Origin of the sequence: Enterococcus silesiacus, from assembly GCF_001886225.1 — a bacterium.
GTDB lineage: Bacteria > Bacillota > Bacilli > Lactobacillales > Enterococcaceae > Enterococcus_L > Enterococcus_L silesiacus.
Genome location: NZ_JXLC01000029.1, coordinates 19,571 through 42,679 on the forward strand (window position 1 = coordinate 19,571; position 23,109 = coordinate 42,679).

At 36.8% G+C, this 23,109-nt stretch carries 18 protein-coding genes; 6 read left to right on the top strand and 12 right to left on the bottom strand.

The annotated features are described in order from the left end of the window. Nucleotides 1–64 precede the first annotated feature (64 nt). From RV15_RS15800 to RV15_RS15815, 4 genes are all read right to left on the bottom strand, one after another. Complete coding sequence (locus RV15_RS15800; RefSeq protein ID WP_217265834.1) at nt 65–1,174, bottom strand: WxLIP family cell surface protein; 1,110 nt, start codon at nt 1,172–1,174, stop codon at nt 65–67. 106 nt (nt 1,175–1,280) lie between these two features. After that, nucleotides 1,281–1,988 carry a WxL domain-containing protein gene (locus tag RV15_RS15805; protein WP_071878974.1) on the bottom strand — a complete coding sequence of 236 codons (708 nt, stop codon included), beginning with the start codon at nt 1,986–1,988 and terminating at the stop codon, nt 1,281–1,283. 34 nt (nt 1,989–2,022) lie between these two features. Beyond that, nucleotides 2,023–2,697 carry a WxL domain-containing protein gene (locus RV15_RS15810; protein WP_071879002.1) on the bottom strand — a complete coding sequence of 225 codons (675 nt, stop codon included), beginning with the start codon at nt 2,695–2,697 and terminating at the stop codon, nt 2,023–2,025. A 35-nt stretch (nt 2,698–2,732) separates the two neighbouring features. After that, nucleotides 2,733–3,425, bottom strand: a complete 693-nt coding sequence (locus tag RV15_RS15815) for a WxL domain-containing protein (protein WP_071878975.1) — start codon at nt 3,423–3,425, stop codon at nt 2,733–2,735. Between the two features lie 992 nt (nt 3,426–4,417). Here RV15_RS15815 and RV15_RS15820 point away from each other — a divergent pair. Beyond that, nucleotides 4,418–5,917 (top strand): helix-turn-helix domain-containing protein, encoded by a 1,500-nt coding sequence (locus RV15_RS15820; protein WP_071878976.1) that lies wholly within the window; start codon nt 4,418–4,420, stop codon nt 5,915–5,917. Nucleotides 5,918–6,002: 85 nt separating this feature from the next. On the opposite strand, the gene RV15_RS15825 is transcribed toward RV15_RS15820, so the two are convergent. The 3 genes from RV15_RS15825 to RV15_RS15835 are packed head-to-tail and all read right to left on the bottom strand — an operon-like array spanning nt 6,003 to nt 8,098. Then, nucleotides 6,003–6,521 carry a transcription repressor NadR gene (locus tag RV15_RS15825; RefSeq protein ID WP_071878977.1) on the bottom strand — a complete coding sequence of 173 codons (519 nt, stop codon included), beginning with the start codon at nt 6,519–6,521 and terminating at the stop codon, nt 6,003–6,005. A 19-nt stretch (nt 6,522–6,540) separates the two neighbouring features. Beyond that, nucleotides 6,541–7,380: a chorismate mutase gene (locus tag RV15_RS15830; protein WP_071878978.1), complete on the bottom strand. Its 840-nt coding sequence runs from the start codon at nt 7,378–7,380 to the stop codon at nt 6,541–6,543. 1 nt (nt 7,381) lies between these two features. Further along, nucleotides 7,382–8,098 (bottom strand): NAD-dependent protein deacylase, encoded by a 717-nt coding sequence (locus tag RV15_RS15835; RefSeq protein WP_071878979.1) that lies wholly within the window; start codon nt 8,096–8,098, stop codon nt 7,382–7,384. 328 nt (nt 8,099–8,426) lie between these two features. Between RV15_RS15835 and RV15_RS15840 the strand changes: the two genes are divergently transcribed. Beyond that, the gene (locus RV15_RS15840; RefSeq protein WP_071878980.1) at nt 8,427–8,726 is read left to right on the top strand and encodes a hypothetical protein; all 300 of its coding nucleotides are present in this window, start codon (nt 8,427–8,429) and stop codon (nt 8,724–8,726) included. Nucleotides 8,727–8,883: 157 nt separating this feature from the next. On the opposite strand, the gene queG is transcribed toward RV15_RS15840, so the two are convergent. Then, nucleotides 8,884–10,029 (bottom strand): tRNA epoxyqueuosine(34) reductase QueG, encoded by a 1,146-nt coding sequence (gene queG / locus RV15_RS15845; protein WP_071878981.1) that lies wholly within the window; start codon nt 10,027–10,029, stop codon nt 8,884–8,886. A gap of 456 nt (nt 10,030–10,485) precedes the next feature. On the opposite strand from queG, the gene RV15_RS15850 reads away from it, so the two are divergent. Next, complete coding sequence (locus RV15_RS15850) at nt 10,486–12,465, top strand: MucBP domain-containing protein (protein ID WP_071878982.1); 1,980 nt, start codon at nt 10,486–10,488, stop codon at nt 12,463–12,465. Nucleotides 12,466–12,613: 148 nt separating this feature from the next. Here RV15_RS15850 and RV15_RS15855 read toward each other — a convergent pair whose 3' ends face one another. Together RV15_RS15855 and RV15_RS15860 are read right to left on the bottom strand one after the other, a co-directional pair. Beyond that, complete coding sequence (locus RV15_RS15855) at nt 12,614–13,669, bottom strand: zinc-binding alcohol dehydrogenase family protein (protein WP_071878983.1); 1,056 nt, start codon at nt 13,667–13,669, stop codon at nt 12,614–12,616. A 200-nt stretch (nt 13,670–13,869) separates the two neighbouring features. After that, the gene (locus RV15_RS15860) at nt 13,870–15,384 is read right to left on the bottom strand and encodes a MucBP domain-containing protein (RefSeq protein WP_071878984.1); all 1,515 of its coding nucleotides are present in this window, start codon (nt 15,382–15,384) and stop codon (nt 13,870–13,872) included. Between the two features lie 413 nt (nt 15,385–15,797). Here RV15_RS15860 and RV15_RS15865 point away from each other — a divergent pair, with 413 nt between their 5' ends. From RV15_RS15865 to RV15_RS15875, 3 genes are read left to right on the top strand one after another with little or no spacing between them, the layout of a single operon-like run. Beyond that, the gene (locus tag RV15_RS15865; RefSeq protein WP_071878985.1) at nt 15,798–16,739 is read left to right on the top strand and encodes an AAA family ATPase; all 942 of its coding nucleotides are present in this window, start codon (nt 15,798–15,800) and stop codon (nt 16,737–16,739) included. Nucleotides 16,740–16,741: 2 nt separating this feature from the next. Then, complete coding sequence (locus RV15_RS15870) at nt 16,742–17,818, top strand: DUF58 domain-containing protein (RefSeq protein ID WP_071878986.1); 1,077 nt, start codon at nt 16,742–16,744, stop codon at nt 17,816–17,818. After that, nucleotides 17,808–20,000: a DUF4129 domain-containing transglutaminase family protein gene (locus tag RV15_RS15875; RefSeq protein ID WP_071878987.1), complete on the top strand. Its 2,193-nt coding sequence runs from the start codon at nt 17,808–17,810 to the stop codon at nt 19,998–20,000. The genes RV15_RS15870 and RV15_RS15875 overlap by 11 nt, the downstream gene beginning before the upstream one ends. Nucleotides 20,001–20,147: 147 nt before the next feature. On the opposite strand, the gene RV15_RS15880 is transcribed toward RV15_RS15875, so the two are convergent. Both RV15_RS15880 and RV15_RS15885 read right to left on the bottom strand, forming a co-directional pair. Further along, nucleotides 20,148–21,209 (bottom strand): C45 family autoproteolytic acyltransferase/hydrolase, encoded by a 1,062-nt coding sequence (locus RV15_RS15880; RefSeq protein ID WP_071878988.1) that lies wholly within the window; start codon nt 21,207–21,209, stop codon nt 20,148–20,150. Between the two features lie 26 nt (nt 21,210–21,235). Beyond that, on the bottom strand, nt 21,236–22,885 hold the full coding sequence (locus tag RV15_RS15885; RefSeq protein ID WP_071878989.1) for a peptide ABC transporter substrate-binding protein: 1,650 nt from the start codon (nt 22,883–22,885) through the stop codon (nt 21,236–21,238). Nucleotides 22,886–23,109: the final 224 nt, after the last annotated feature.

Here is a 23,109-nt window from a genome sequence, read left to right on the forward strand (position 1 = left end):
TTTTTCGAGTGTGTAATTGCGCGATAATCCTTAGCCTTTATTATCTGTACTTTTTAGGGGAATTCTAGCTTACATCACTTACTGCTTGTTTTTTTCTTTTTCTTGCTATTTTCTTTTCTCTTAGAAGAGCTTTTTTCTTTCTTGCTTGCGATTGTTTACGGATTTTTTCTGCTTTCTCATTTCTTTTTTTGACAATGAACCAGACAATGATCAGCAGTACAATAATCCCGATAACACCGATAATGATCCACATCGTGTAATCTTTTTCAAGTTCAACCGCGTCTTTGTTTAAAGTTTTGGTTTCTTTTCCTTTGATATCAAAGTCTTTTTCCAGCTCCCATTTGTTCCCTTTATCATCTTCGGCAACTACTGCAAGGTGGTATGTACCTGCTTTTAATTCTTGATTATCCCAAGAAATTGGAAAATCAAAGTTAGAATTTGGCGCCATGCTCATATCTTGTTTCGCTGTCGTATGCAACACTTGTCCGCCAGCTTTTTTACTGATTTTCGCATCAACTTTTAGGCCATTGATAATGATAGGCTGAGTATTTTGCAAGTTGGCTGTAACAACTGTTCGGTAGTTTTGCAACCCAGGTTTAACCTTATTCAAAACAAGTTCCGGCGTCGCTGATTGATCTTTTTCGCTCAGCTTCACACCAATAACATACGCATACTGATTTTTGATTTGAACCGCTTGTTTCTCATCTTTTTCAGTATCTTTTTGTTCTTTGTGAATCTGGAACCCGCCTAAAATAATTCCGTCAAAAGATTCTTTAGGCATCTTTAAATGAAAGACCGCTTTCTTTGTCTCTTTTCCTTTAAGTGTATATTTCGTTTCACCAGAAATAACCTCAGTCAAACTGTGCTTCAAAGACGAATCCTTCGGTAGATCTTTACTATAATCAATCACACCATTTTGATTCGTAACGGCAATATGAGGCTCTACTATAAATGTCGCTTGTTCGTCTGAACCATTTTTAATCGTAATTGAGATATCTTGTTCTTGTTCAGGTTTCATTCTTAAATCAAAATAAGTCTGTGATTTATCCACTTGGTTCTCTGGAATGTTTGCTTCAACTGAAAAATTCATATCGCTTGCAAAAACGTTAGTGTCAACTGAGAAAAACAGGGCAACGACAATCGTAAATAAAGGGAATAAATATTTTTTCTTCACAATTTTCCTCCGAGTTTCAAAACAATCGAACAAGGTGGGGGCCTTATTCGATTGTTTCTATATTTTTCTTAACCTTATTTCATAGTAATAGTTGGATTTGTCTTGATTATTTTGGTGCGTTTGCTAATGTCCAGTTAATTTCTGCTGAATACTCAATGTTGGCATCTGCTGAACCTTCTAAGACTTTTAGTTGAACATTTTCATTGTTGTCCGCTTCACCAGAAAAGACATCCAGCCAAGTACCACGACCTGCATCTTTTTTAGCAGACATAATTACTTTAGCATCTGCGTTACTGAATACTACATCATTTCCGATTGGTGCTGTAGATACATTATCGGTTCTTGTTTTTACATGTCCATTTTTGAAACTTAACTCAGCACCTTTTAATTGTTTGCCTGCTTCTGTTTTGAATCCATTTGTTTGGGCACTTAAAGTCCAGCCAGCGCCTGTCCCACGTTTATCAGTAACTTGTACAAATGGGTTTTCATTCATAGCGTTATAGATAGTATCGCCAGATTCGATTTCTTTTTCGCCGAATACAATATTTGATACATAATCAATTGCCAACGCACCTTCGTTACCAGTACCTGGATTTTCTGGGTCAGTTGGATCAATCGGTTGATCAGGGTCAACTGGTTTATTTGGGTCTGTTGGGTCAACAGGACCTGTTGGCTCTTCACTTGCTGTAAATGAGATATGTGTTTTAGATTTCGCTCCTAGAGGTTTTGTATCCTCTGCTGCAAATGTTACAACTCCATTTAATGAAAAAATACTTGCTAATACGATTGTACTTACTATTTTAGATGCTCTCATTATTCAATCCTCTTTCGTTCTTTATTTACGCTGTTTATTTAGGTGCGTTACTTAACGTCCATGTTAATGTAGAAGCATATTCACCAACATAGTTTCCTGCTGGAATTGCTAGTTTTGTTTGTTCTTTATCATAGCTATCCGCCCATGTTCCTAAACCTTTATCTTTGTTAGCAGTCATGATCACTTGTTGTTCTTTATTAACAACTAAAGCAAAGTTTTCTGGGGCTAATGTTTTGTCAGTATTGTTTGTTTTTAGTTCCCCTTTAGGAATGCTTAATTGAGCACCTTTTAAAATATGTTCATCTGCACTTTTGAAATCTGACATCTCTACGCCTAAAGTCCAACCAGCTCCTGTCCCACGTTTATCGGTCACTTGGGCTGTCGGGTTAGCTTTGTTTTCTTTATTGGCAGTAAGTGTAGTCGCTTCAGAGCTTAATTTAAACGCACCAAAATCAAGATTTGTAACCATATCGATTGTTAAATTACCAGTTTGACCTGTACCGCCTTCTCCTGGATTATCAGGATCTTCTGGATCGATCGGATTAGTCGGTTCTTTATCATCTCCAGGTTCGATGCCAACTTTTACGTGAGACTCAGCTTTTTTTGCGTCATCTACTGGCGGCTCTACTTCTTCAGCAAAAGTTGTTGTAGCGGTAAATAGACTCATGCTTAAAATTGCTGCTACTGATAATAGATTTAATTTTTTCAAAATGATTCCTCCTAAGTTTTCTACTTCACTCATAATTACGCTTTTGGCGTATCTAACATTGTCCATGTTAAGGTTGATACATATTCACCAGAAAAGTTACCTGCTGGTACTTTAACTGTTACGTTTTCTTCGTTGAATAGATCTTCCCAAGTACCCATACCTGTTTTATCTTTCGCTACCATTAACACTTCGGCAGTTGGCTGGTCAGTTGCTAAGTGGATTTCTTTCGTTGTTGGTTTGCCAGATACGTTACCATCAATTGTTTTCAATTCACCTGCAGGCAACGTCAACACGGCACCTTTTAGTGTTTTTTTAGCATCTTTTATATCTGTAAATTGAGAAGAGGTGATTTGCAGAGTCCAACCTTTCCCTTCTCCACGACTATCTGTAATTTGTACATTAGGGTGCTCACTTGTTGAAGAGTAGATTGATTCTCCACCAGCTAATTTATGTTCACCAAATTCTAGAGGTGTTACGTTGTCGATTGTCAATGGTCCTTTGTTTCCAGTTTCCCCACCTGGTTCACTCGGGTCGATCGGGTCAGTCGGGTCAGTTGTTCCATCCCCTGGTTGTAATGTCATATGCGCATGAGACGTTGCGCCTTTTCCGTCTGGAGTTCCTGTAGTTGTTGTCCAGTCTTGTCCCTCCGTTTGCCCCTCTGCATGAACAACTACTCCACCAGTTAATAAAACAGTTGATAATAATGTTCCAAAAATGATCTTTTTCATTTTTTCTTCCTCTTTTCCAAATAAGTTATATATAAAACAAGGCAGCTTGATTACTTCTTACTCAGTAACAGTCTCCTTGTAATACGCATTTTTTTCAGTTATTGCTAGGAACATCTGCTAGCCTAGCCAAACTCCCCCTGCTCTGTTCCTAAGTATGATCCTGGAAATAGTTCAAACAATAAGCCTGTATCTTATCGCCACTCTATATGCTAGCATCAATGAAGAACGCCAGTTCTTTTAGGTTCACAATCATTATTGAAGATAATTTGTTCCCCGAAAATCGTCCCAACATTCTGATAATTATAATTTCCTTACAGTAATTGCTGCTTCTTTTACACCATCAACAGTCATCTATCAGTAGCATAAAGGTTGTTGCTACTTTATTGTAGCTATTGAACGGCATCAAAATATTACTCTTTTTACCAGCATCTGTCCCGTTTCCTAAGCCAAATACAGTTGCAGCTCATCCGCTTAAACAGAATGAAATGATATATGTATAGAAAAAATATGTCCTGAAAGAAAAATATATAGCAGTAATTTTTTTAACCATTCATACGTTCCTTGCTGCTATTTTCAAAATCCTTAAATTGCTACACAGAAAAAAACAATCAGTAACATCCAACGTGTTTTTAGTACGTGATTCAGTATAGATGGCAATATTAGGATTTTCAACCTTCCATTTTTTCTTTTTTATTCCTATTTTCCCGATAAAAAAGAGAATAATTAAAATAAATTGTGTATAATTAACAAATAATAACATTGATAACAAAATCACTAGCTGGTTTTTCTCTATTGGAAAAACCCTTTAAAAACTGGCATTAATTCTTATTTTATCTCTTCTTTTTATAAACTGTATAAAATAATAATAAATATAATTTATTATTATTATTAGTTCACTCAGACAGAAAAATATAAAAATCCATTTTTTACAAATCTATTTTTAATGAACTGCTTTGAATATATCTATACATTTTAAACAGGAGGTATAAAAAATGAATATCTTACTTAAAAAAAACAACTTGTTCAAATTACAAATACTTAGTCGCTTTTCCACCTGCTCAACAACTCGTAATCAAAAAAAACTAACAGAGGAGTTAAAAATTGACAATCATAAACTAAAAAAACAAATCTCTATATTGAATGAGGATTTATACGTAATCTTTAAAGATGATGCTCAAATCGTTAAAGTATCAGAAGATTATCAATTAGTATTAGCTCCTGGACTAGATAGTATTCATGTACTGGAAATAACGAAGCTTTATTATTTAAAGGAAACAACAGCTTTTGAGATTCTTCGAGCACTATTTAAAAAAAACTATTATTCTATAGACGAATTGGCTGGTGATCTGCACTTGACCTCTTCTTATGTTTACAAACAACTAACTCGATTAAATAAAATACTTAATCCTTTAGGAATTAAACTGGTATTTACACAAAACTTAGATGAATCAAATTTCCTAGCTGACGAAATTTCTCTAAGCTACTTTATTTTTTCTTTTTATTGGTCTTCTTTCAAGACAAAGGAATCGCCATTACATCGTAGTTCCTTAGATGAATCTAAAGTCATGCTGTATAAGCTTGATCCTTATATTAGCTCCACTTCTAAGCAAGAACATTTGCGTCATTATATTTCTTATAGTATTTATCACACGATTGAAAAGAAACGAAAAATCGAATTAGATGAACAATTCGTTACATTCGCTCAATTGTTAGAACAAACAAATGACCTTTCAATCTACCAAGTGGATAACTTTTCTCCTGATTTAAAAATTACTTTGACTAATGAAAATCTTTTTTTAAATTTTATTTTACGAACCTTTTTAGCAATTGAAACACCTGAAGAACAAATTTTCTTGGCTAAAAAGTTTATAGAAACTAAACTTCCATTAATTAGACTTAGCCAACAATTTATTGATGCTATTCTTGATCATTGGAAATTGCACTTATCCGACAGTGATTACTACACTTTGCTTTACCGAGCGACTATTGTGATGATTTTTATCCGTTACGTGGGAATTAGCTTTTACGAGGCGTTTAATTATTCCGAAAATTTCACAAAAGTCACTTTTCCAACTTACGTACTAGAAGAACGGAGTCAGGACATCAAAAAATTTCATACCTTATTTAAAAAGAAATACCCCCAAGAAGCAGCAGAATTAGCTTTTGACAAAAAATACCATTATATCGCCTATTCATGGATTCACTATATTATTGACTATGCAAACGATAACCGATTGAAAATCGCCATTCATTTTTCCAAAGATACACTTTCAGAATTGTTCATCCAAAATAAAATCAGGAAGATTTACAATGAAGAGCTAATCACCTTTGTCCAAAAGACTGCAGAAGCAGATATTGTTATTGCAGATTTTGCTGAACCTTCAGCAAGTAATGAAAATATAATTTATATTGAGAACATATTTGAAGAAAGCAATTGGAACGCCTTGTTTTATTCTATTCAAAAGGAGATATTCAAAAAAACATTTGTTTAACCGTTCTCATAATTAAATAAGACTACACTGCAAAAACAGCGCTAGACACAGACAACCTAAAAGTTTGTCCGTGTCTAGCGCTGTTTTAACCTTTATATAAAATAGCTTTTTGTTCCAATGCTTTTTTGATAGTTGCTACCATCTGTTCATTTTCGCAACGAATCGTGTGTAAGTGAATCCCAGCTGTTAACTCAGATAATAACGAAGCATGGCTATTTTGATAAGCTTTGATAAATTCCTCTACTTCTTTTTCTGTGCGAATATGTAGTCCGCCTGTTAACTCACCATAGATTGGATGTTCCACTACAACATCAATGATTTCTCCGCCTAAAGAGATAATTGTCTGCATTTCGTCAGCGGTTTGTTCTGGTGCATGCTGGCAAGCAATTTTCCTAATGATACCTTGCCGTGCTTGCTCTGTTTCCAGTAAATAGCCTCTGGCTGTTGCGATAATTTCACGACCTGATGCCCTTAAAAGCGCCACATCGCCGACAATAATCTGGCGACTGACATTGAACTTTTCAGCAAAACGACTGGCACTGACTGGTTTTTCAGCCGTTTCTAACTCAAGTAAAATCAAGGTCCGTCTTTGTTCTCCGTCCATTCATTTTCCCCCTGCAAGCTTAATCTGTCTGCTGTTGTTGAAACTGTTTTGACACATCCATAATTCCTTGATAAGTTTCTTTGATAGCTTCTTTGTAGCGATCGTTTCCAACATAGTCACTGATCGTCTCTAGAACTTCTTGTTCTCTTGCTGTATCCAAGATTGGTTTCTCTGTTGCTTTTTTGATCCCTACAATCGCGTCAACAACGCTTAGACGTTCTTCTAATAAAGTCACGATCTGTTTATCCAGTGCATTGATTTTATCCCGCTGAATTGTTAGTGGTGAGCGTTTTTCGTCTAACTCGATTTCTTTGATGATTTTTGCTGGGTTACCGCCAATCACACAATTATCTGGAAATGATTTTGTCACCACAGCGCCAGCTGCCACAACGACATTATCGCCTAAAGTTACGCCAGGAGTGATTACGACACCGCCGCCAAGCCAGACATTGTTTCCTAAAGTAATCGGTTTACCATACTCTAACCCACTATTTCTTTTAACGGGGTGTAACGGGTGCGTTGCTGTATATAATTGCGCATTCGGTCCGAACATACAATTATCCCCAATTGTGATTGGGCAAATATCTAGGAAAATACTATTGAAATTGGCATAGAAGTTTTTCCCTACATGAATATTAAAGCCATAATCAAAGCTGATTGTCGGTTCGATGTAACTACCAGTGCCAGCTGTCCCAAAGGTTTCTTCAACTAATTGTTTACGAATCAATCGATCTTCTTCCTTATTGATTAACTTCATTTGTTCACGGGCAAACTTCCGTGCAGTGGTTAATTCTGGATCCGCTGCAAAATACAACTCCCCGTCGATCATTTTTTGTCGCTCTGATTTAATTTCTTCCATATTAAAGCTCCTCTATCATTAGATTTTCAAAAACCCGAAGTGCATCTTCTTTTAGAAAATAGGCTTGTTGATTTAATGGGATAGGCGTTTGATTAATCACTAGGATTTCTGCCTGACTTGAAGCGTAGTGAATCAAGTCGCAAAATGGATGCACTTGAAAACTCGTTCCAACAATTACAATCAACTCTGCTGCCGCAATAGCTTTAATCGCTGTTGCTATCACTTGTTCATCCAATCCTTCTTCATATAAAACAATATTTGGACGAATTTGCCCCCCGCACTGAGCGTGTTGATCAGATAATAAATACGATTTTGCAGAAATAGTTTGCCCGCATTTCCGACAGTAGCAATCATATAAATCTCCATGAAAATTGACTAAATGCTGAGTGCCCGCTGCCTTATGAAGGCCATCTATATTTTGAGAAATGACCCCGACATCTTTAACTTTTTCTAATTCCGCTATTTTCAAATGAATCCTATTTGGTTTTGCCTTTGGATGATACATTGTTTTGACAAATGAATAAAATTTCTCTGGTTCTTCCCTCATGCAAGTCTGACTTAGCAAATATTCAGGCCGTTCAATGCCATGATAAATACCAGATAACGAACGATAATCCGGTATACCAGAAGCTGTCGAAACACCTGCTCCCGTTAAAAATACGATTTTCTGTGCTTGCTCGATCAGGTCTATGGCTTTTTTCTCATCAATCGTTTGCATCATTTCATCTCCCGCTAGGTTTATTATAGCCTAAATAACCATCAGATAGAAAAAATTATTCGGATCAAACGAAAATAAAACTAGAATATCCTAGCTGCTACCTTGATCTGCAACTGGTTATTCTAGTTTTATTTTATTGTTAAGAAGTCCTTTACACAAAACTGGAAAAAATCTGCTTAACCAGTTAGAGTGACTCACTGTTGAATACATGAGGTCTGACAAATAGCTAGTTTACCGGATACCTATACCAAGCTTTTTCACTGTCTTTTCATGACAAACAAAAGAGAACGTGATAGAATACTAATGTACAAAAGTGAGGTGAAACTTCGTGGTAGCATTTATTATTTATTGGGCAGCTATTTTAGTCTGTATCGCTTGGGGCGTATTAAGTTTATGGTTTTCAATCTATTATCTTTCACGTAAAGAAAATGGAAATCTATGGGCGTTCGCATTCTTCAACGTGCTTGCAGCTATTGTTTTAGCAATTGTTTTAGTTATTTACAAAACGTGGGATTTCGATATTACAACTTATTCAAGCTTGATTTACACAATTCTAGCTTCATATGGTGTCTTAACAGTCTTACAAGCTATTTTGGGCCGCGAACCAAAAGAAGCTGCAAAAGCTTAATTTTATTCATTGACTATCAATAGGCTGAGATACAACTCGAAGAGTTACATCTCAGCCTATTAAAATCCATATAAATGGTGGCAAAAAAGCAGCTCCTTCGGTTTATTTTCCGAAGATGCTGTTTTTTTTGTCAACCTCTTTCCTATATAATTACTATTTATTTTTCTAATCGCTTGATGGCATTTCTGATTTCTTCAAGCACCTCTTCCTCTGGTTCTACCTCTAACAATTCGCGTAAAACATCTAACCATTTTTCCGCTTCCTTATTTCCTAATTTTCCGATTGCCCAGACCGCCGTTCCCCTGATGACAGGGCGCACGTCTTCCGTTGCACAAACAAAGATTTCTGGTAACGCACTGCGGTCACCTAAATTCGCTAATGCGATCAAGGCATTTCTTTGTAGTGGCTTTTTACCTCTCCAAGAACCTGAAAGATGCCCAAACGTTTCTTTAAAATCTTTATTAGAAATGCTGAGCATCGGCTTTAATTTAGGGTAAACAGTATCGACTTCTGGTTCCATTTCTTTATGAAAATGAAAATCCTTGCCTCGATTATACGGACAAACTAGCTGACAGATATCACAGCCATAGATGACATTATGCATTTTTTTTCGATATTCTTCCGGCATCATCCCTTTAGTTTGCGTTTGATAAGACAAACATTTTTTGGCATTCATACTGCCATTTCCTAAAAGTGCTTGTGTGGGGCAAGCTGTAACACACCTTGTACAGTCACCACAGCCAAATGGAACAGGTTGATCCACTTCGAAATCAATATTTGTGACGATTTCGCCCAAATAAACAAATGAACCAAATTCTTCAGTGATCAACAACCCATTTCTGCCGATAAACCCTAAACCAGCACGTTGGGCAACCGCTACATCCACTAATTCTCCAGTATCCACTTGCGGAGCAAAACGCCAGCTTTCAGTTTCTTCTAAATTCTGGGTCTGTGATTGAATAAAGTCGATCAACTTTGACAATCGATCGCGTAAAACATCATGATAATCAATCCCCCAAGACGCTCGAGCAAACATCCCTCTCTTTTCATCACGTGGTACTTTCCCCTCAATTTTAGTTGGATAGGCCAGCGCAATGGCGATAATCGTTTTAGGATTTTCGAAAGTTTTTTCAGGATAAATCCGTTCTTCAATCACCTGATGCTCAAACCCAGAATTAAACCCACGTTCTCTTTGCTCTTTCAAGGAATCCTCCAATTCAAAAAAAGGCTCCGCCGAAGCAAAACCAATCTTATCGATCCCCAAACGTTTACTTTCCGCTATAATTTTTTCTTTTAATGTCATTGCGTATACTCCTTATTTAAAAGCTGAACAGAACCGCCCAGTTTCCGAGCAAATTAGGAAATCACTTTAAAGTCGCTTTTAGACTTTCAAGTGATTTATCTATTTGCTGAGGAATCTGTTCTGTGAAGCTAGATCATTTTAAATGCTATACAAGCTCATTCATTTCTTTATTCAACAGATCACCTCATTATAATCTACCTAACAAAATTTTGTCATCTTTTTAATTTTGATCTAAACTTACTATTCACCCTCAAATAAATATTTTTTTAATCATTTTTTAATCACAAAAAATCTCGCAAAGCCTTTAAAACAAAGATAAACGCATTTTTATAACAAAAACATATCTTTATTTTAAAAATTAACGAATTTTAATAGTATTTTTATGATAAAATGGTTTGTGATAATATTATTTTATCATTAATACGCATTTTATCTTGAATTACGGAGGAAATACATATGAAAAACAAGTTTATTCTACCAACACATAAGAAAAAAACGATCCATACTCTGATGCTACTTACTCTTTTAGCTCCGACTTTCCTTTCGACATCTTTTGTTTTCGCTGAAGATACCTTGCCTGCTACTGAACAAACGACTCTTTCAGAACCACAAGAAAGCACAGATACAACAGAATCAACTCTTGAATCTTCTGCAACTGTAGAGAGTTCTACTGCTGCAGAAACTGGGGCATCAAACGAAATTCCAAGAGAAAACGAACCGACTATTTCGACAACCAATTCTACAATGACTGAAGAAACGGTCCGAGCTGTGATTGCTCCTAGAGGCGATACTATTACTATTGCAGATCCGATTTTAAAACAAGCGATTCTAACCACTTTAGGCTTACCTGCTGGAAGTGAGCTAGCTCAAGCAGACCTGGAACGCGTAACCAATCTTTCGATCAACTCTGCCCAGCTTAGTAGTCTTTCTGGGCTAGAACATGCAATAAACTTAAGTTCGATTTATATCAATACAAATAATAACGTAACCGACTTTAGCCCATTAGAGCAACTCTCTTCGTTAACATATGTGACACTTCAAACAAAAAGCTTAACTAGTGCTAACTTCCCAGATCTGAGCAAAAATACCGGGCTCACTAATCTTGGTTTAGGCTCTACTAGTATTGATAATGATATCTTTCCTAAAATTGTTCAACTAACCTCTTTAAAAAGAATCTATATGGATTCAAATCTGACGATTACGACGATTACTCCTTTAAAATCATTACCTAATCTAACATCACTTTCCACTCAGTTTTGTGGAATCACGGACTTTACTGTAATCAACGAATTTCCTGTCCTTAGTGATTTAGCTGCTTTTGGGCAAAATACTGGACGAAAAGATGCGCCAACTACTATTGGCCGTTCTTCCTTAGATTATGATTTTGATAAGCAAACATTATTCTTGCCATTTTCCATGATGCCAAATCGGATGACAAACTTTGACGGCCATGTTCCGCCATTTACAACATCAAATTCTGCTAGTAATACTTACTTAGATTTTAATGATATTCAATTACCGGCGAGTCGGTTACAAATCACAGCTCAAGGAATCACCGTTTCAGGTGTAACGGAAGAGGAATTTAAGCATCTTGCTCGTTTTGAATACAATGCTCGTTTAGATAATTTAGCAGGGTCTTACGAACAACCACCTGGTTTTACGTTTTATGCTATTTCAGGTGGAACCTATTTACACCAATTCAACGTCCTTGATGACGGTCAAACTGTAACGATCCATTATCAAGATACAGACGGAACAACATTATTAGCTAGCGAAACGCGCTCAGGTTTAGTTGGTCAAACGTTTGAAATTCCAGCTCCTGTAATTCCTGAGTATGAGTTAACAGAAATGCCTAGCAATGCAACCGGCAACTACTCCGATCAAGCACAAACTGTAACTTTTGTGTACAAAAAAATTACTGCACCAATCGTTGATTTAGAAGGAACAGTAATCGCTTATTATGTAGATACAACTGGTGTGAAGCTTAGAGAGCCAATACCATATACTGACACCATTGGAAAAACTTTTACTACAGAACAACTTGAATTTAAAGGGTACACATTTAAAGAAGTCAAAGGCAGTACAGCAGGCACATTTACTAAAGAAGATCAGAAAGTAACTTATGTTTATACCAAAGATGAAGATAAAACGGGGCCTACTTCTTCTACTGATTCTTCCGAAACGACTGAAACAACCACTTCTAACACTGAAAAAACAACAACTAGCAAAGAAACGAGCCATTCGACTGATCAAACAACAACCTCTTCTAGCCATAGACAAGTATCACAGGCGGAGGCAAAAGCGAATGTATCGGCTAAAAAGAAACTTCCTGCTACTGGTGAACAGTCAAGCTACGCATGGGTATTCCTTGGCCTAGTTCTCATCGGATTTGTTCAGTATAAATATGTATTGAAGAGAGTAAGACAAGAAAAATAACTCATTATTGAAAAAAACATAAGCTGAGCAAAAAGCATTTTTATACTTTTACTCAGCTTTTTTTATTATTCAGATGAACTTAGACCATTAAAATTTTGCTTTGATCTTAATTTTGACATTTCCAACTGCCTCACAAGGCGGCTTTTGATCACTTCACCTCTTTTATTTCTCCATTAAAAGGACCGCTTACTACAACTTTTCCTCTCATATGACCTGCTTCAACATCTGTTGAGGCTTTCTTTATATTTGCAGCATTAATCCCATTTCTATAAACTTTACTCACAGTTGTCGTTATTTTCCCCTCTTCTGCAAGTTGGGCGATTAAAGCTAAGGCCGCTCCTTGCGTCTCCATTTGATAATTAAAATCTGTTTTAGCAAACATATATTCCCAATCAAAACTGACGGACTTATTTTTCAGACGACTGATATCCAGTGCTTCATCTAAACCAACAATAGTCCCTATATGGCCAAAAGGTTTGATCAATTCAGCTACAGCATCAAAGTATGGAACGATATCAAACAAAACCGCTACATAATCAACTGTCTGAATTCCTAATTCTTCCAAACTACGTTTAAGGTCTTGATGGTAGTCAAGCCGATGATCGACTCCATTTCTTTTTAACCAGTCAAAATTATTAGGACTAGCCGTGGCATAAACGGTTAATCCCGCCCAATGAGCAAGCTGGGTTAACATCGACCCAACACCGCCGGCCCCATTGATCACTAAAATTGTTTTCCCTTGGTTGGCATTTTCTTGTGCTTTCAAACCAAATTTATCAAATAATAATTCATACGCTGTCAATGAGGTTAACGGTAATGCTGCTGCCGCTTCATCACTTAGATTTTTAGGAGCGATAGCCGCAATCGCTTCATCTACTAATTGATACTCTTGGTTAGCACCCGCGCGTTTGGTTGTTCCTGCATAAAAAACGCGATCCCCAACGGTAAATTTTTTAACCTCTGCACCAATTGAAGCCACTTCTCCAATCGCATCAAAACCTAGAACGTTTAACTGATTTTGTTTTTTAGTACTCGTTCTTAACTTCAAATCGACTGGATTTACAGAAACTGCCTTGATTTTCACAAGAATATCATGCGGGTTTGGGCTTGGGATCAATGTACTTTCGTCTAAAAAACTGGCTTCATTTGTAATCGGTAGTCCTTCAAAAAAACCGGCAGCTTTCATTTGTTTATCTGTATGCATTCGTTTTCCCACCTTTTCGTTCTTTATTAATTAGTATGAACCTAATCTTTTAAGATTGAAATTGATTTGCCTTATACTCAAAAAAGAAGCTAGAACATCACTCTACGAGTCATATTCTAGCCTCAAAAAATCCAAATAAACGGTTGGAGCGAGAGTAGTCCCCTCTTATTTCTAGATCAGTTTATTTTTGATCAAGTCATTTACTCTTTGATTTTTCTTTTTTTGAAAAATGCCAATGTACCTACGGCTATCGCCATCAAGCCAAAGCTAGTCATTGCACTTGTTTGTTCCCCTGTTTGAGGTAATTTTTTCTTTGAGTAGTACGTATTGTTACTATTCGTTGTATTACTCACCGGATCGTTTGTCAACCCAATCACAGCTGGTTGTTTCAGTAAATTGTCAACAGGAGCTTTAGATGTAGGAACTTCAGGTGCTTCATAAGGTGGTTCAAATTGGTCTACAGCTTTTTTGTAGACGAAAGTGACATCATTTGTCCCATCACCGAAGGTTCCTGACACGACTTGGCCAGAAGTTCTGGCAAACGTAACTGGCTGATTGTTTGAAGAAACATATTCATATCCTTCAACAACTGGTGGTTCAACACTCCAAGCCGTCTTGTATAATCCACTTAATGATGTAGTTGTCTGATCCACAATTAAATTTCCCGCTTCATCGACTGCAGATACAACAACTACTAAATGCAATTTATCCATCGCAGCTCTCAATGCGCTCACCGCAGCATCTGCCTCAGCATCAGTCAAAGCATTATCTAGCGCTTTAATTGCATTTTCAACAGCATTTTCAAAGTCCGTTGTATTTTCATCTGAAGCAACTTTCGCTCCTTCTAAGCCATTAGCTTCGATCAAAATATCTACCAAATGATCTCTACGAACTAAACCATTACCGTCATTAATCGCAGTAATAATTGCATCTGCTGCTGCAATGATGGCTGCTCTGTTAGTAACTGATGCTTCTGGATCAAACTTGCCTTGTGCATCAATAACTCCTGCTAAAATCATTTTTCCAGCATCCACAGCTGTTTGTATCGCAACTTTTTTAGCCGCTACAGAGGCTGGTGTATAAATATCTTTAAACTTATCTGTGTTGTTGATGATTTGGGTCGCTTCATCGATTGCCGTAATTAAATTAACTACAAAACTTAATTCAACCTCAGCTTTGATTAACCCTAAAACTTTCTCGTTAATATCGGTGATTACGTTGTCCAACTGTTCATCTGTCACACCAGCTTGGTTTATCAGCGTCGTTGCTGCGGACATGGCCATTTTTAGCGGAAGTGTTGTTTCAGCTAAGTACGTCCCTTCATCCAGTATTGCTTGCGCTTTAACAACAGCATCTTTGACCTCTTGTATTTTAGCTTCACTAGCGGTTGTTGTTGGCATTTCTTCTATCGGAGTTTCTGGGGTTTCTGGCGCTTCTGGTAATGGTTCTGGTATAGGTGTTTCCGCTTCACTTTCTAAGGGAGACTCAACCGCTTCTCCTTGATCTGTTGTCTCCGCACTAGTTGGTGTTTCTGTTTTTTCTTCGTTTATTTTTGGATCCAGATCTTCCTCGTCCAGATGCTGTAACCCAACTTGTTCACTATTTTCAGTTATTTCCGGTGTTTCAACATTGGTTGCCCAGGCTGAAAGTGGTGCAGTTAACACTTGAGTACTGATCAATGAAGCTAAAACAATCCCTTTTAATGATTTTTTCATTTTTCATCCTTCTTTCAAAAAATATTGACTTTAAGCATAGCACAAAATGAATAAAAAAATTCTCATTTAATTTCTCGATTCTCAAAAAAAATGAGAAATTTATAATTATTTCACCACATTTTTACAATCAAAATTGTAAGCCCTTGCTTTAAAAACTAGCAACGTCACCTGTTTTTTTTAGATAATGTCTGACCAGCGAATATATTTTTTCCAACGAAATTCAGTTAAAACAATTACGCCCATCAACCAAAATTTTTAAAGCTATCTTAAGAAATACTTAGGATACCTTGTGCTGAAATGGAGTTATCTATACAATAAAATAAATACACTCGTTATCTAAAAAACGAATCATCACTGAATCCCTTGTTCTAACGACAGAATTCAGTTTTAACAATAAGGAGGCAACACTTTATATGCTCGAATCGGCACACAAACAAATCAACGCACTAATTGATGAAATGGAAACAGTCATTTTAGGCAAACGCGAAGTACTTCAATTAACTGTTACCGCTTTTTTAGCCGGCGGACACGTCTTATTTGAAGATATCCCCGGAGTGGGAAAAACAATGATGGTCAAAACCTTAGCTAAAGCCACTCACGGTACATTTAACAGAGTTCAATTTACACCGGATCTGCTTCCCAGCGATATTTTAGGTGTTTCAATTTACAATATAGCTTCTCAACAATTTGAATTTCATCACGGCCCTATCTTTACAACGGTTTTACTAGCTGATGAAATCAATCGAACCACACCGAGAACACAGGCCGCTCTATTAGAGGCAATGTCTGAAGGGCATGTGACAATCGATAATCATACTTATCCATTGGATGAACACTTTTTTGTATTGGCCACGCAAAATCCACTCGAATATGAAGGAACTTATCCTCTGCCAGAAGCGCAACTAGATCGTTTTTTATTTAAGCTTCATATCGGTTATCCTGAATTTACGGATGAACTAAACTTGATATTGAATCAAACAGGTCAAGAATTAAATTCAATACAGCAAATCTTAAATGCTTCTGAAATCGCTCAATTAAAAAGAATTGTTGAAGATATTTATGTTGATTCGGCTGTTGCTAGATATGCGTTGCAATTGGTTCATGCGACTCGAAATCATGACGGAATTGCTCTTGGTATCAGTCCACGCGGATCAGTAGCTTTCGTTCGAGCAGCTAAGGCTTTTGCTTTGACTGAAGGAAGAAATTACGTCACACCGAGTGATCTACAGCAGATTTTACCAGCAACATTTGGTCATCGTTTGTTATTAAAAGGCGGACATCTGGCATCGTTCGAACAATTACAAGAAATTTTTGCCCAGATTCTTAGACAAGTGCCCGTTCCGGTCAGGAAATAGCGATGAAACGATACATGCTCAATAACTTTATACGAACTCTAGGTATTTCTATTTTTTATGTTGCAGTTTTTCTGTATACGATCATTTTTAATACGTCAACAGGTTGGCTATTCTTTTTCTTTTTGACGTTTTTATTGTTATCAGATTTTCTCACAATGATTCCATCCTTAAGTAAAATCCAGATTCAATTAACTGAGAGCACAATTTATGAAGCAAACCGCCCGAATAACATCAAAATGGAAATTTTTCGTTATCGTCCAACTTTACTGAAAATTCCCCTACTGATGATTAATCTCAAAAATAATTCATTCACCAAAAAAGAATACCTCTCACTTTATTCAGGGCAGAAAAGGGAAGTGACTTTTGAATGGAATCCTGTACAAAGAGGAATCTTCCAGCGGCTCTCATTTGTGCTGAGTAGTACTGATTTGTTCCACTTGTTCTCTAAGCAGTCAGAACTAGCAGTAACAGGACCATTCGTGATCATGCCTACACTACAATTGGATTTAGCGGAGCTGATTTACCAGCAATTACTGAAATCTATGCCAAATTTCACTTCCTCTTTTGGTAACCAGACATTCTCAGTTCGTAATTTCCGTCAATATCAGGCAGGAGATTCATTAAACTCCGTTGACTGGAAACAATCTGGTAAAAGGAATGAATTGATTATTAAAGAATATGAGCATGAGATGGAATCAGAGACTCATTTCGTATTTTATGGTCTATCCCATGAAAACTTTGAAGAGCTTCTTTCTATTTACTATTCATTTATCCGTTTAGTTGAAACTAAATTGGCTTTTCAGCAAACGATTCTCGCTGAGATTCCTGATGCTATACCAAAAGAATATGCACTAGCGGCGGTAACTCCGTTGTCAAAAGAATGTTATGTACCTGCTTTTTCCAATAAAAAATTAGTGATTTTCACTCCAAATAAAACCGATCAGCTGTCTGAACAACTAAATGATTTAAAGCAGAAAAATGAGATTTTTTTGATCACATTTATTGATGGAACGCTCTGTCTACAGTGGAATGATCAAGTCAGCGCTATCCATATAGGAGGTCCTATTCTTGGTAAATAGAATAAAAGGGAAATGGCCCTTTGCACTTCTGAGTTTTTTTATACTAACAACTGCTAGTCTACCTTTTTTAAAAGTCTATGATTTAGCCCCAGCGAACACACTTTTTTTTATTGGAATGTTAGCCTCTGTTTGTTTTATGACCTTGCTTTTCAAGAATCATCTAATTATTTTTCCATTTTATTTTCTTAGTTACTTATTTACGCTCTATTATTATTTCCCATCGGGGCATCTGTTTGGATTTACCTGGCTTGGCAGCTTTTTACAGAAAATACTGCAGACTTATCCGAAAATGCTCAGTGGTGAAATCAATTATCTACCTGATTATTTTGCTTTGTCTATTATTTTATTTTTATTGCTCCTATTAAGCGTTCTTTTTATTCTTTACGAACGTTGGACATTCGGATGTTTGCTACTCATTACTTATTTGCTTATGCTGTCGGTTTTTAATCATCTAAATTTAGGTGTTCAGGTAATTTTGATCACGAGTTTTGCGATTCTATTTTATGGATTGAAGCAGACTGCACGGACGCTCGTTGGAAAAGAAAAAAGCACATTGTTCCTATTAAGTGGTTTTGTTTTATTTTTGCTTGCAGGAGGTTCTTATTTTTTTCCTATTGTATTGCCTCAATCCCAGAATTTTTTATTTACACAAACTGCAAACATTCGTAATTATGTGAATCAGCAAGGGATTTATCAACAAATTGAGGCCTATGGTTCGAATGGTCTTTCGAAATCGGGTTTTAGTGATAACGATAAACAATTAGGTGGTCCCATGTCAGATAATCAAATGATTCTTTTTACAGCAAAACAAACAAGCGAACATTATTGGCGGGTAGAAACGAAGAATTATTTCACTGGAAAAGGGTGGAAAAATACGTCAGAAGCTGTTTCTATTTCTAATGAACCGCTTCTAACCATTTCAACCAATCCAGAATATCAAGACACAACGGGTGCTGAAACTACAATTACATTATCATTCAACAATCAAAAAGAATATTTACCTTATCCTTATGGCCAAGTCTCAATTCCAGTTAGTGAGGTTGGCCAAACAGGACACATCAAAGATAAACAGCGGATCAATCTTTTGGCTGCCCCTGACACTATAAAGCTCACGTGGCAAAAGCCTAGTTTTACACCAGAAGTACTACAGCAGGTTCCTTATCGGGTTTCTCAAGATGCGCCAATGACCCAAGTCCCTATGACTACACCAAAACGGGTTCACGAATTAGCTCTTTCATTAACGGAAAACCAGGAAACACTTTATGGTAAGGTCAAAGCGATTGAACGTTATTTAAAAGATGATGGTGATTATCGCTACTCAAAAACGGATACCCCTTTTACACCACAAAATGAAGATTACGTAGATTATTTTCTTTTTGAGTCAAAGATCGGTTACTGTGATAATTTCTCCAGTGCCATGACGATTTTACTTCGCTCGATTGGTATTTCCAGTCGTTGGGCCAAAGGATTCGCTCCTGGTGAGATTACGAGTAACAATAACTCGGACTATCAAGAATATACCGTTAGAAATAGCGATGCTCACTCTTGGCCAGAAGTTTATTTTGAAGGGTATGGTTGGATTCCTTTTGAACCGACGCCTAGTTTTACAAATGATGTTAGTCAGCCTGCAGTTACCCACAATTCCACAACAGAAAACACGATTGCAAACACCAACACTGAAACAAGTACTCCTACTGAATCAAAAGAAACGACAGCAATTACGTCAAGCAGCCCAGAAAGTTCAACTAAAGAAGATACACAGGATTCTATACTAAATCAATGGCGGCCAGTTTTACGCAATATCGTATCGCTTTTACTGATTGTTTTACTTGCGATCTGCAGTTTCTTTTTGAAAAAATACTTTTTCTTACTTCGATTCAGTTTGTATCTAAACGTTCATCCTAGGCAGTTTGGCAAAGCCTATACTATATTATTACGCAAAGCAGAGCATATTTTGTGTCGCCAAGCCAATGAACCTTTAACTATTTATGCGAAACGATTTGAACATAATTATTCGCAATTTCACGGTAGTTTTATTCAGCTGACTGAATTGTATGAGCAAACTTTGTATGGCCGCAGAAAACCTAAAGAAGCTGATTACGCTGGGTTATTGATACACCTAGCACGATTATTGACAGATTTGAAGAAGAAAAGTAAAAAAAAGAGCCTGAAACAAAACTAAAAATCAGTTTTATCTCAGGCTCTAAATCTGAATAAACGGCGAGAAAAGAGCAGCTACTACGCTCCGCTTCGATCACATCAAATTCTAAGTGCTAAAGCACTAAGAGTTGAAGGCTTCGGAAATAAGCTTTTGTCTTGACCTCTTTGATTATCCAAACCATTGTTTGAATCGATACGTATGAAATGGCTGCTCACAAGCATTTCCAAAGGCTAAATGCATTTCGCCTTTGCCTAAATCAAAAACCATCGAAGCTAATGATTTTGATAATGGATGTTCTGGTGATGGATGATTGCAGACACTTTTTGGAAAATTACGATGATTGGCTAGAAATTGTTTCCCTAAGCCTGCATCAATGATGCCATAATTTTCACTAACGATCGCTTCCATCGCCTCAAAACGAGAATGAGAGGTTTTAGAGCCACCTTCCTCTGGTTCTTCTAACGCAATACTATTATGATTCGCATGGATCATCACATCTGCTGGCTCGTGTTCATAAATCTTATTTGGAAAACATTCAAAACTGGCAATCCCTTCTGTCGCATGGGATAAACTAAATTGATTCGGCACTGCATGAGGGACACTATAAAGATAATCCCGTGCTTCTTTTAAACTTTTCTTATTGATCAGTTCTCTAATAATTCCTGCTGTTGGAACGCCCTCTTTGCGCTGACCATTATCGATATACGTCCACATCACAGCTAAGCCATAATTATTCATTCCCATATAAGCTGGAATACCCGGATGGCTATAAATCAATGATTCAAAATCAGATTCGCTATCACGATGATGCACAACACAATCAACCTCTGAACGATATTCATCCAGACGTTCATCATTAGTTTGCCCACAAATCACGGAACCATCAAAGGTGGCATTCCCTTTCGCTGCAAATGAGGTACATTTATCGCTGATCAATTCGTCAAAAAAAGAGCGCTCATAAACAGTATAGAGATACAAAATCTCTTGAAAATCCAATCCGCTTCCTTTAGCAACACCCCGCATTTCAGCGACTACATCTGGTGCAAATTTTTCTGTAAATTTAAGATATGTCTGTGCTTTTGTTAACCATTTAGCCATGATATCTGCTGGATCTTTATAAAATAATTTTTGACTGGATAAGTTTGTTTCGATTTGCATTTTTAACACTTCGCCGATCTTGACTCCCCGTTCAAATGCTGATCCTGTTACTTCTATATAGCGATGAATCATTTAATTCCCACCTTTTCTACGTTCAGTTACTTTTCAATGGATGTCCATTTATAATCATATTCCGGACCAGATGGTACTATCCCTTTGACTTTTGGATTACGTAAATGTGCTTCAGCCTTTTGATAGACTGGGCAAACACCCATCGTATTCATTAAAACATCTTCCGCTTCAATCAAATCATTCCAACGAGCTTTTGGATCACTAGCATTCGTTGTAGCAGAGGCTTTCAAGTATTGATCAAATTCTTTGTTCGTATATTTACCACTATTATTGATATTATCTGATGCAAATAATTCTAGAAACACACTCGGATCGTTGTATTCTGCACCCCAGCCCACTAAAATCATATCAAAATCGCCTTTATTCCCACGTTCTAAACGAACGGAAAGCGGTACAGATGAAACTTCGACTGTCACGCCTTTCAAGGTTCCTTGAATTGCTCCTTGCATGTATTCTACCACTTTTTTAGCAGAATCAGCATCTGACGACAGTAAATTAATTTTAAGGCTATCAATCCCTAATTCTGTTTTAGCTTTTGCCCAGTATTCTTTGGCCTTTTCTGGATCATATTTCAAATGATTCCCAGAATCTTTTACAAAATCAGCTTCTGTTTCTGGATTAAATGACATGTTTTTCGGTACTAATCCTGTGGCTGCGATCGATCCATCACCTAAGACTTGATCAACTAACGTTTGACGATCTAAAGCGTAAGAAATTGCTTTTCTGAGATGTTCATTTTGAAATTCTTTTTTGGCTTGATTGTATTCTACATACGTCGCATTTGACATGTCTTGTGAAAAGAAGGCCGGATCATCTACCATTTGCTGAGCTAGTTCACCCGTTACAACGATGTCATCTGTTTGACCATCTTGAAATAGATTCAATGCCGTCGCATCTTCTTTCACGACATCAAAATTGATCTTTGCCATCGTGACATTGTCTTGATCCCAATATTTCTCATTTTTTAAATACGCCCATTTTGTATCAGTTCCAGCACCATCAAACTCACTCAATACAAACGGACCATTGTACACCATATGGTCACTTGAGCTAGCATATTTTTCGCCATTTTCGCTGATTGTTTTTTCATTTTGCGGGAAAAAGGGTGGTAATGAAAGTAACGATTCCATATATGGCACGGGTGATTCCAATGTCACTTCCAATTCATGATCGCCCAATGCTTTGACCTCTAGCTCTTTTGCTGGTATCTTACCATCCATGATTGCTTGATAATTTTTGATTGGTTCAAACAAATAAGACACTTCTGAAGCCGTTTTTGGTTCAACTGTCCGCTGCCAACCGTACACATAATCTTGTGCGACAACAGGATCGCCATTTGACCAGACAGCATCTTCCCGTAATTTAAACGTATAGGTCAGACCATCTTCACTGATTTTAGGCATTTCCGCCGCACCTGCTGGAATCAGTTTCCCTTTTTTATCTGAACGGAATAACCCTTCACCTGTATTTTTCAGAACACCCCAGCCGACAACATCATTTGTGACAGATGCGTCGATTGATGGAATTTCTTGTTTGGCAACAACTGAAAATGTCTGTTCATTTTTTGCTGATTTTTGATTGGTTTCGCCAGTCTTTTCATTACTAGCACCACATCCGCTAAGTAAAATGATACAGCTTGCTGCAGTTAACAAATACCCTAAAGTTGTATTTTTCATTTAGTAACCTCCTATATGATTGGAATTTTTAAAAATATAACACTCATTATCATACCATAAAAATAAGTGTTTTCTCATTAAATTCATGTTATTCTTTTACCAAATTTTATTTTTCTAAAAACACACTTTTATGAAGTGGGACTCGTTCAACCCACAAAATTTCTTGCATCCGCTACAAACTTATGTGAAAATGAATTACTTGATTTTATAAGGAAATAAAAGGA

Bases quoted from the DNA above. Each gene is read 5' to 3' on its own strand.
- RV15_RS15885 (WP_071878989.1), bottom strand. From the start codon at position 22,885: ATGAAAAATACAACTTTAGGGTATTTGTTAACTGCAGCAAGCTGTATC.
- RV15_RS15880 (WP_071878988.1), bottom strand. From the start codon at position 21,209: ATGATTCATCGCTATATAGAAGTAACAGGATCAGCATTTGAACGGGGA.
- RV15_RS15805 (WP_071878974.1), bottom strand. From the start codon at position 1,988: ATGAGAGCATCTAAAATAGTAAGTACAATCGTATTAGCAAGTATTTTT.
- RV15_RS15820 (WP_071878976.1), top strand. From the start codon at position 4,418: ATGAATATCTTACTTAAAAAAAACAACTTGTTCAAATTACAAATACTT.
- queG (WP_071878981.1), bottom strand. From the start codon at position 10,029: ATGACATTAAAAGAAAAAATTATAGCGGAAAGTAAACGTTTGGGGATC.
- RV15_RS15865 (WP_071878985.1), top strand. From the start codon at position 15,798: ATGCTCGAATCGGCACACAAACAAATCAACGCACTAATTGATGAAATG.
- RV15_RS15850 (WP_071878982.1), top strand. From the start codon at position 10,486: ATGAAAAACAAGTTTATTCTACCAACACATAAGAAAAAAACGATCCAT.
- RV15_RS15870 (WP_071878986.1), top strand. From the start codon at position 16,742: ATGAAACGATACATGCTCAATAACTTTATACGAACTCTAGGTATTTCT.
- RV15_RS15860 (WP_071878984.1), bottom strand. From the start codon at position 15,384: ATGAAAAAATCATTAAAAGGGATTGTTTTAGCTTCATTGATCAGTACT.
- RV15_RS15815 (WP_071878975.1), bottom strand. From the start codon at position 3,425: ATGAAAAAGATCATTTTTGGAACATTATTATCAACTGTTTTATTAACT.
- RV15_RS15825 (WP_071878977.1), bottom strand. From the start codon at position 6,521: ATGGACGGAGAACAAAGACGGACCTTGATTTTACTTGAGTTAGAAACG.
- RV15_RS15855 (WP_071878983.1), bottom strand. From the start codon at position 13,669: ATGCATACAGATAAACAAATGAAAGCTGCCGGTTTTTTTGAAGGACTA.
- RV15_RS15830 (WP_071878978.1), bottom strand. From the start codon at position 7,380: ATGGAAGAAATTAAATCAGAGCGACAAAAAATGATCGACGGGGAGTTG.
- RV15_RS15835 (WP_071878979.1), bottom strand. From the start codon at position 8,098: ATGCAAACGATTGATGAGAAAAAAGCCATAGACCTGATCGAGCAAGCA.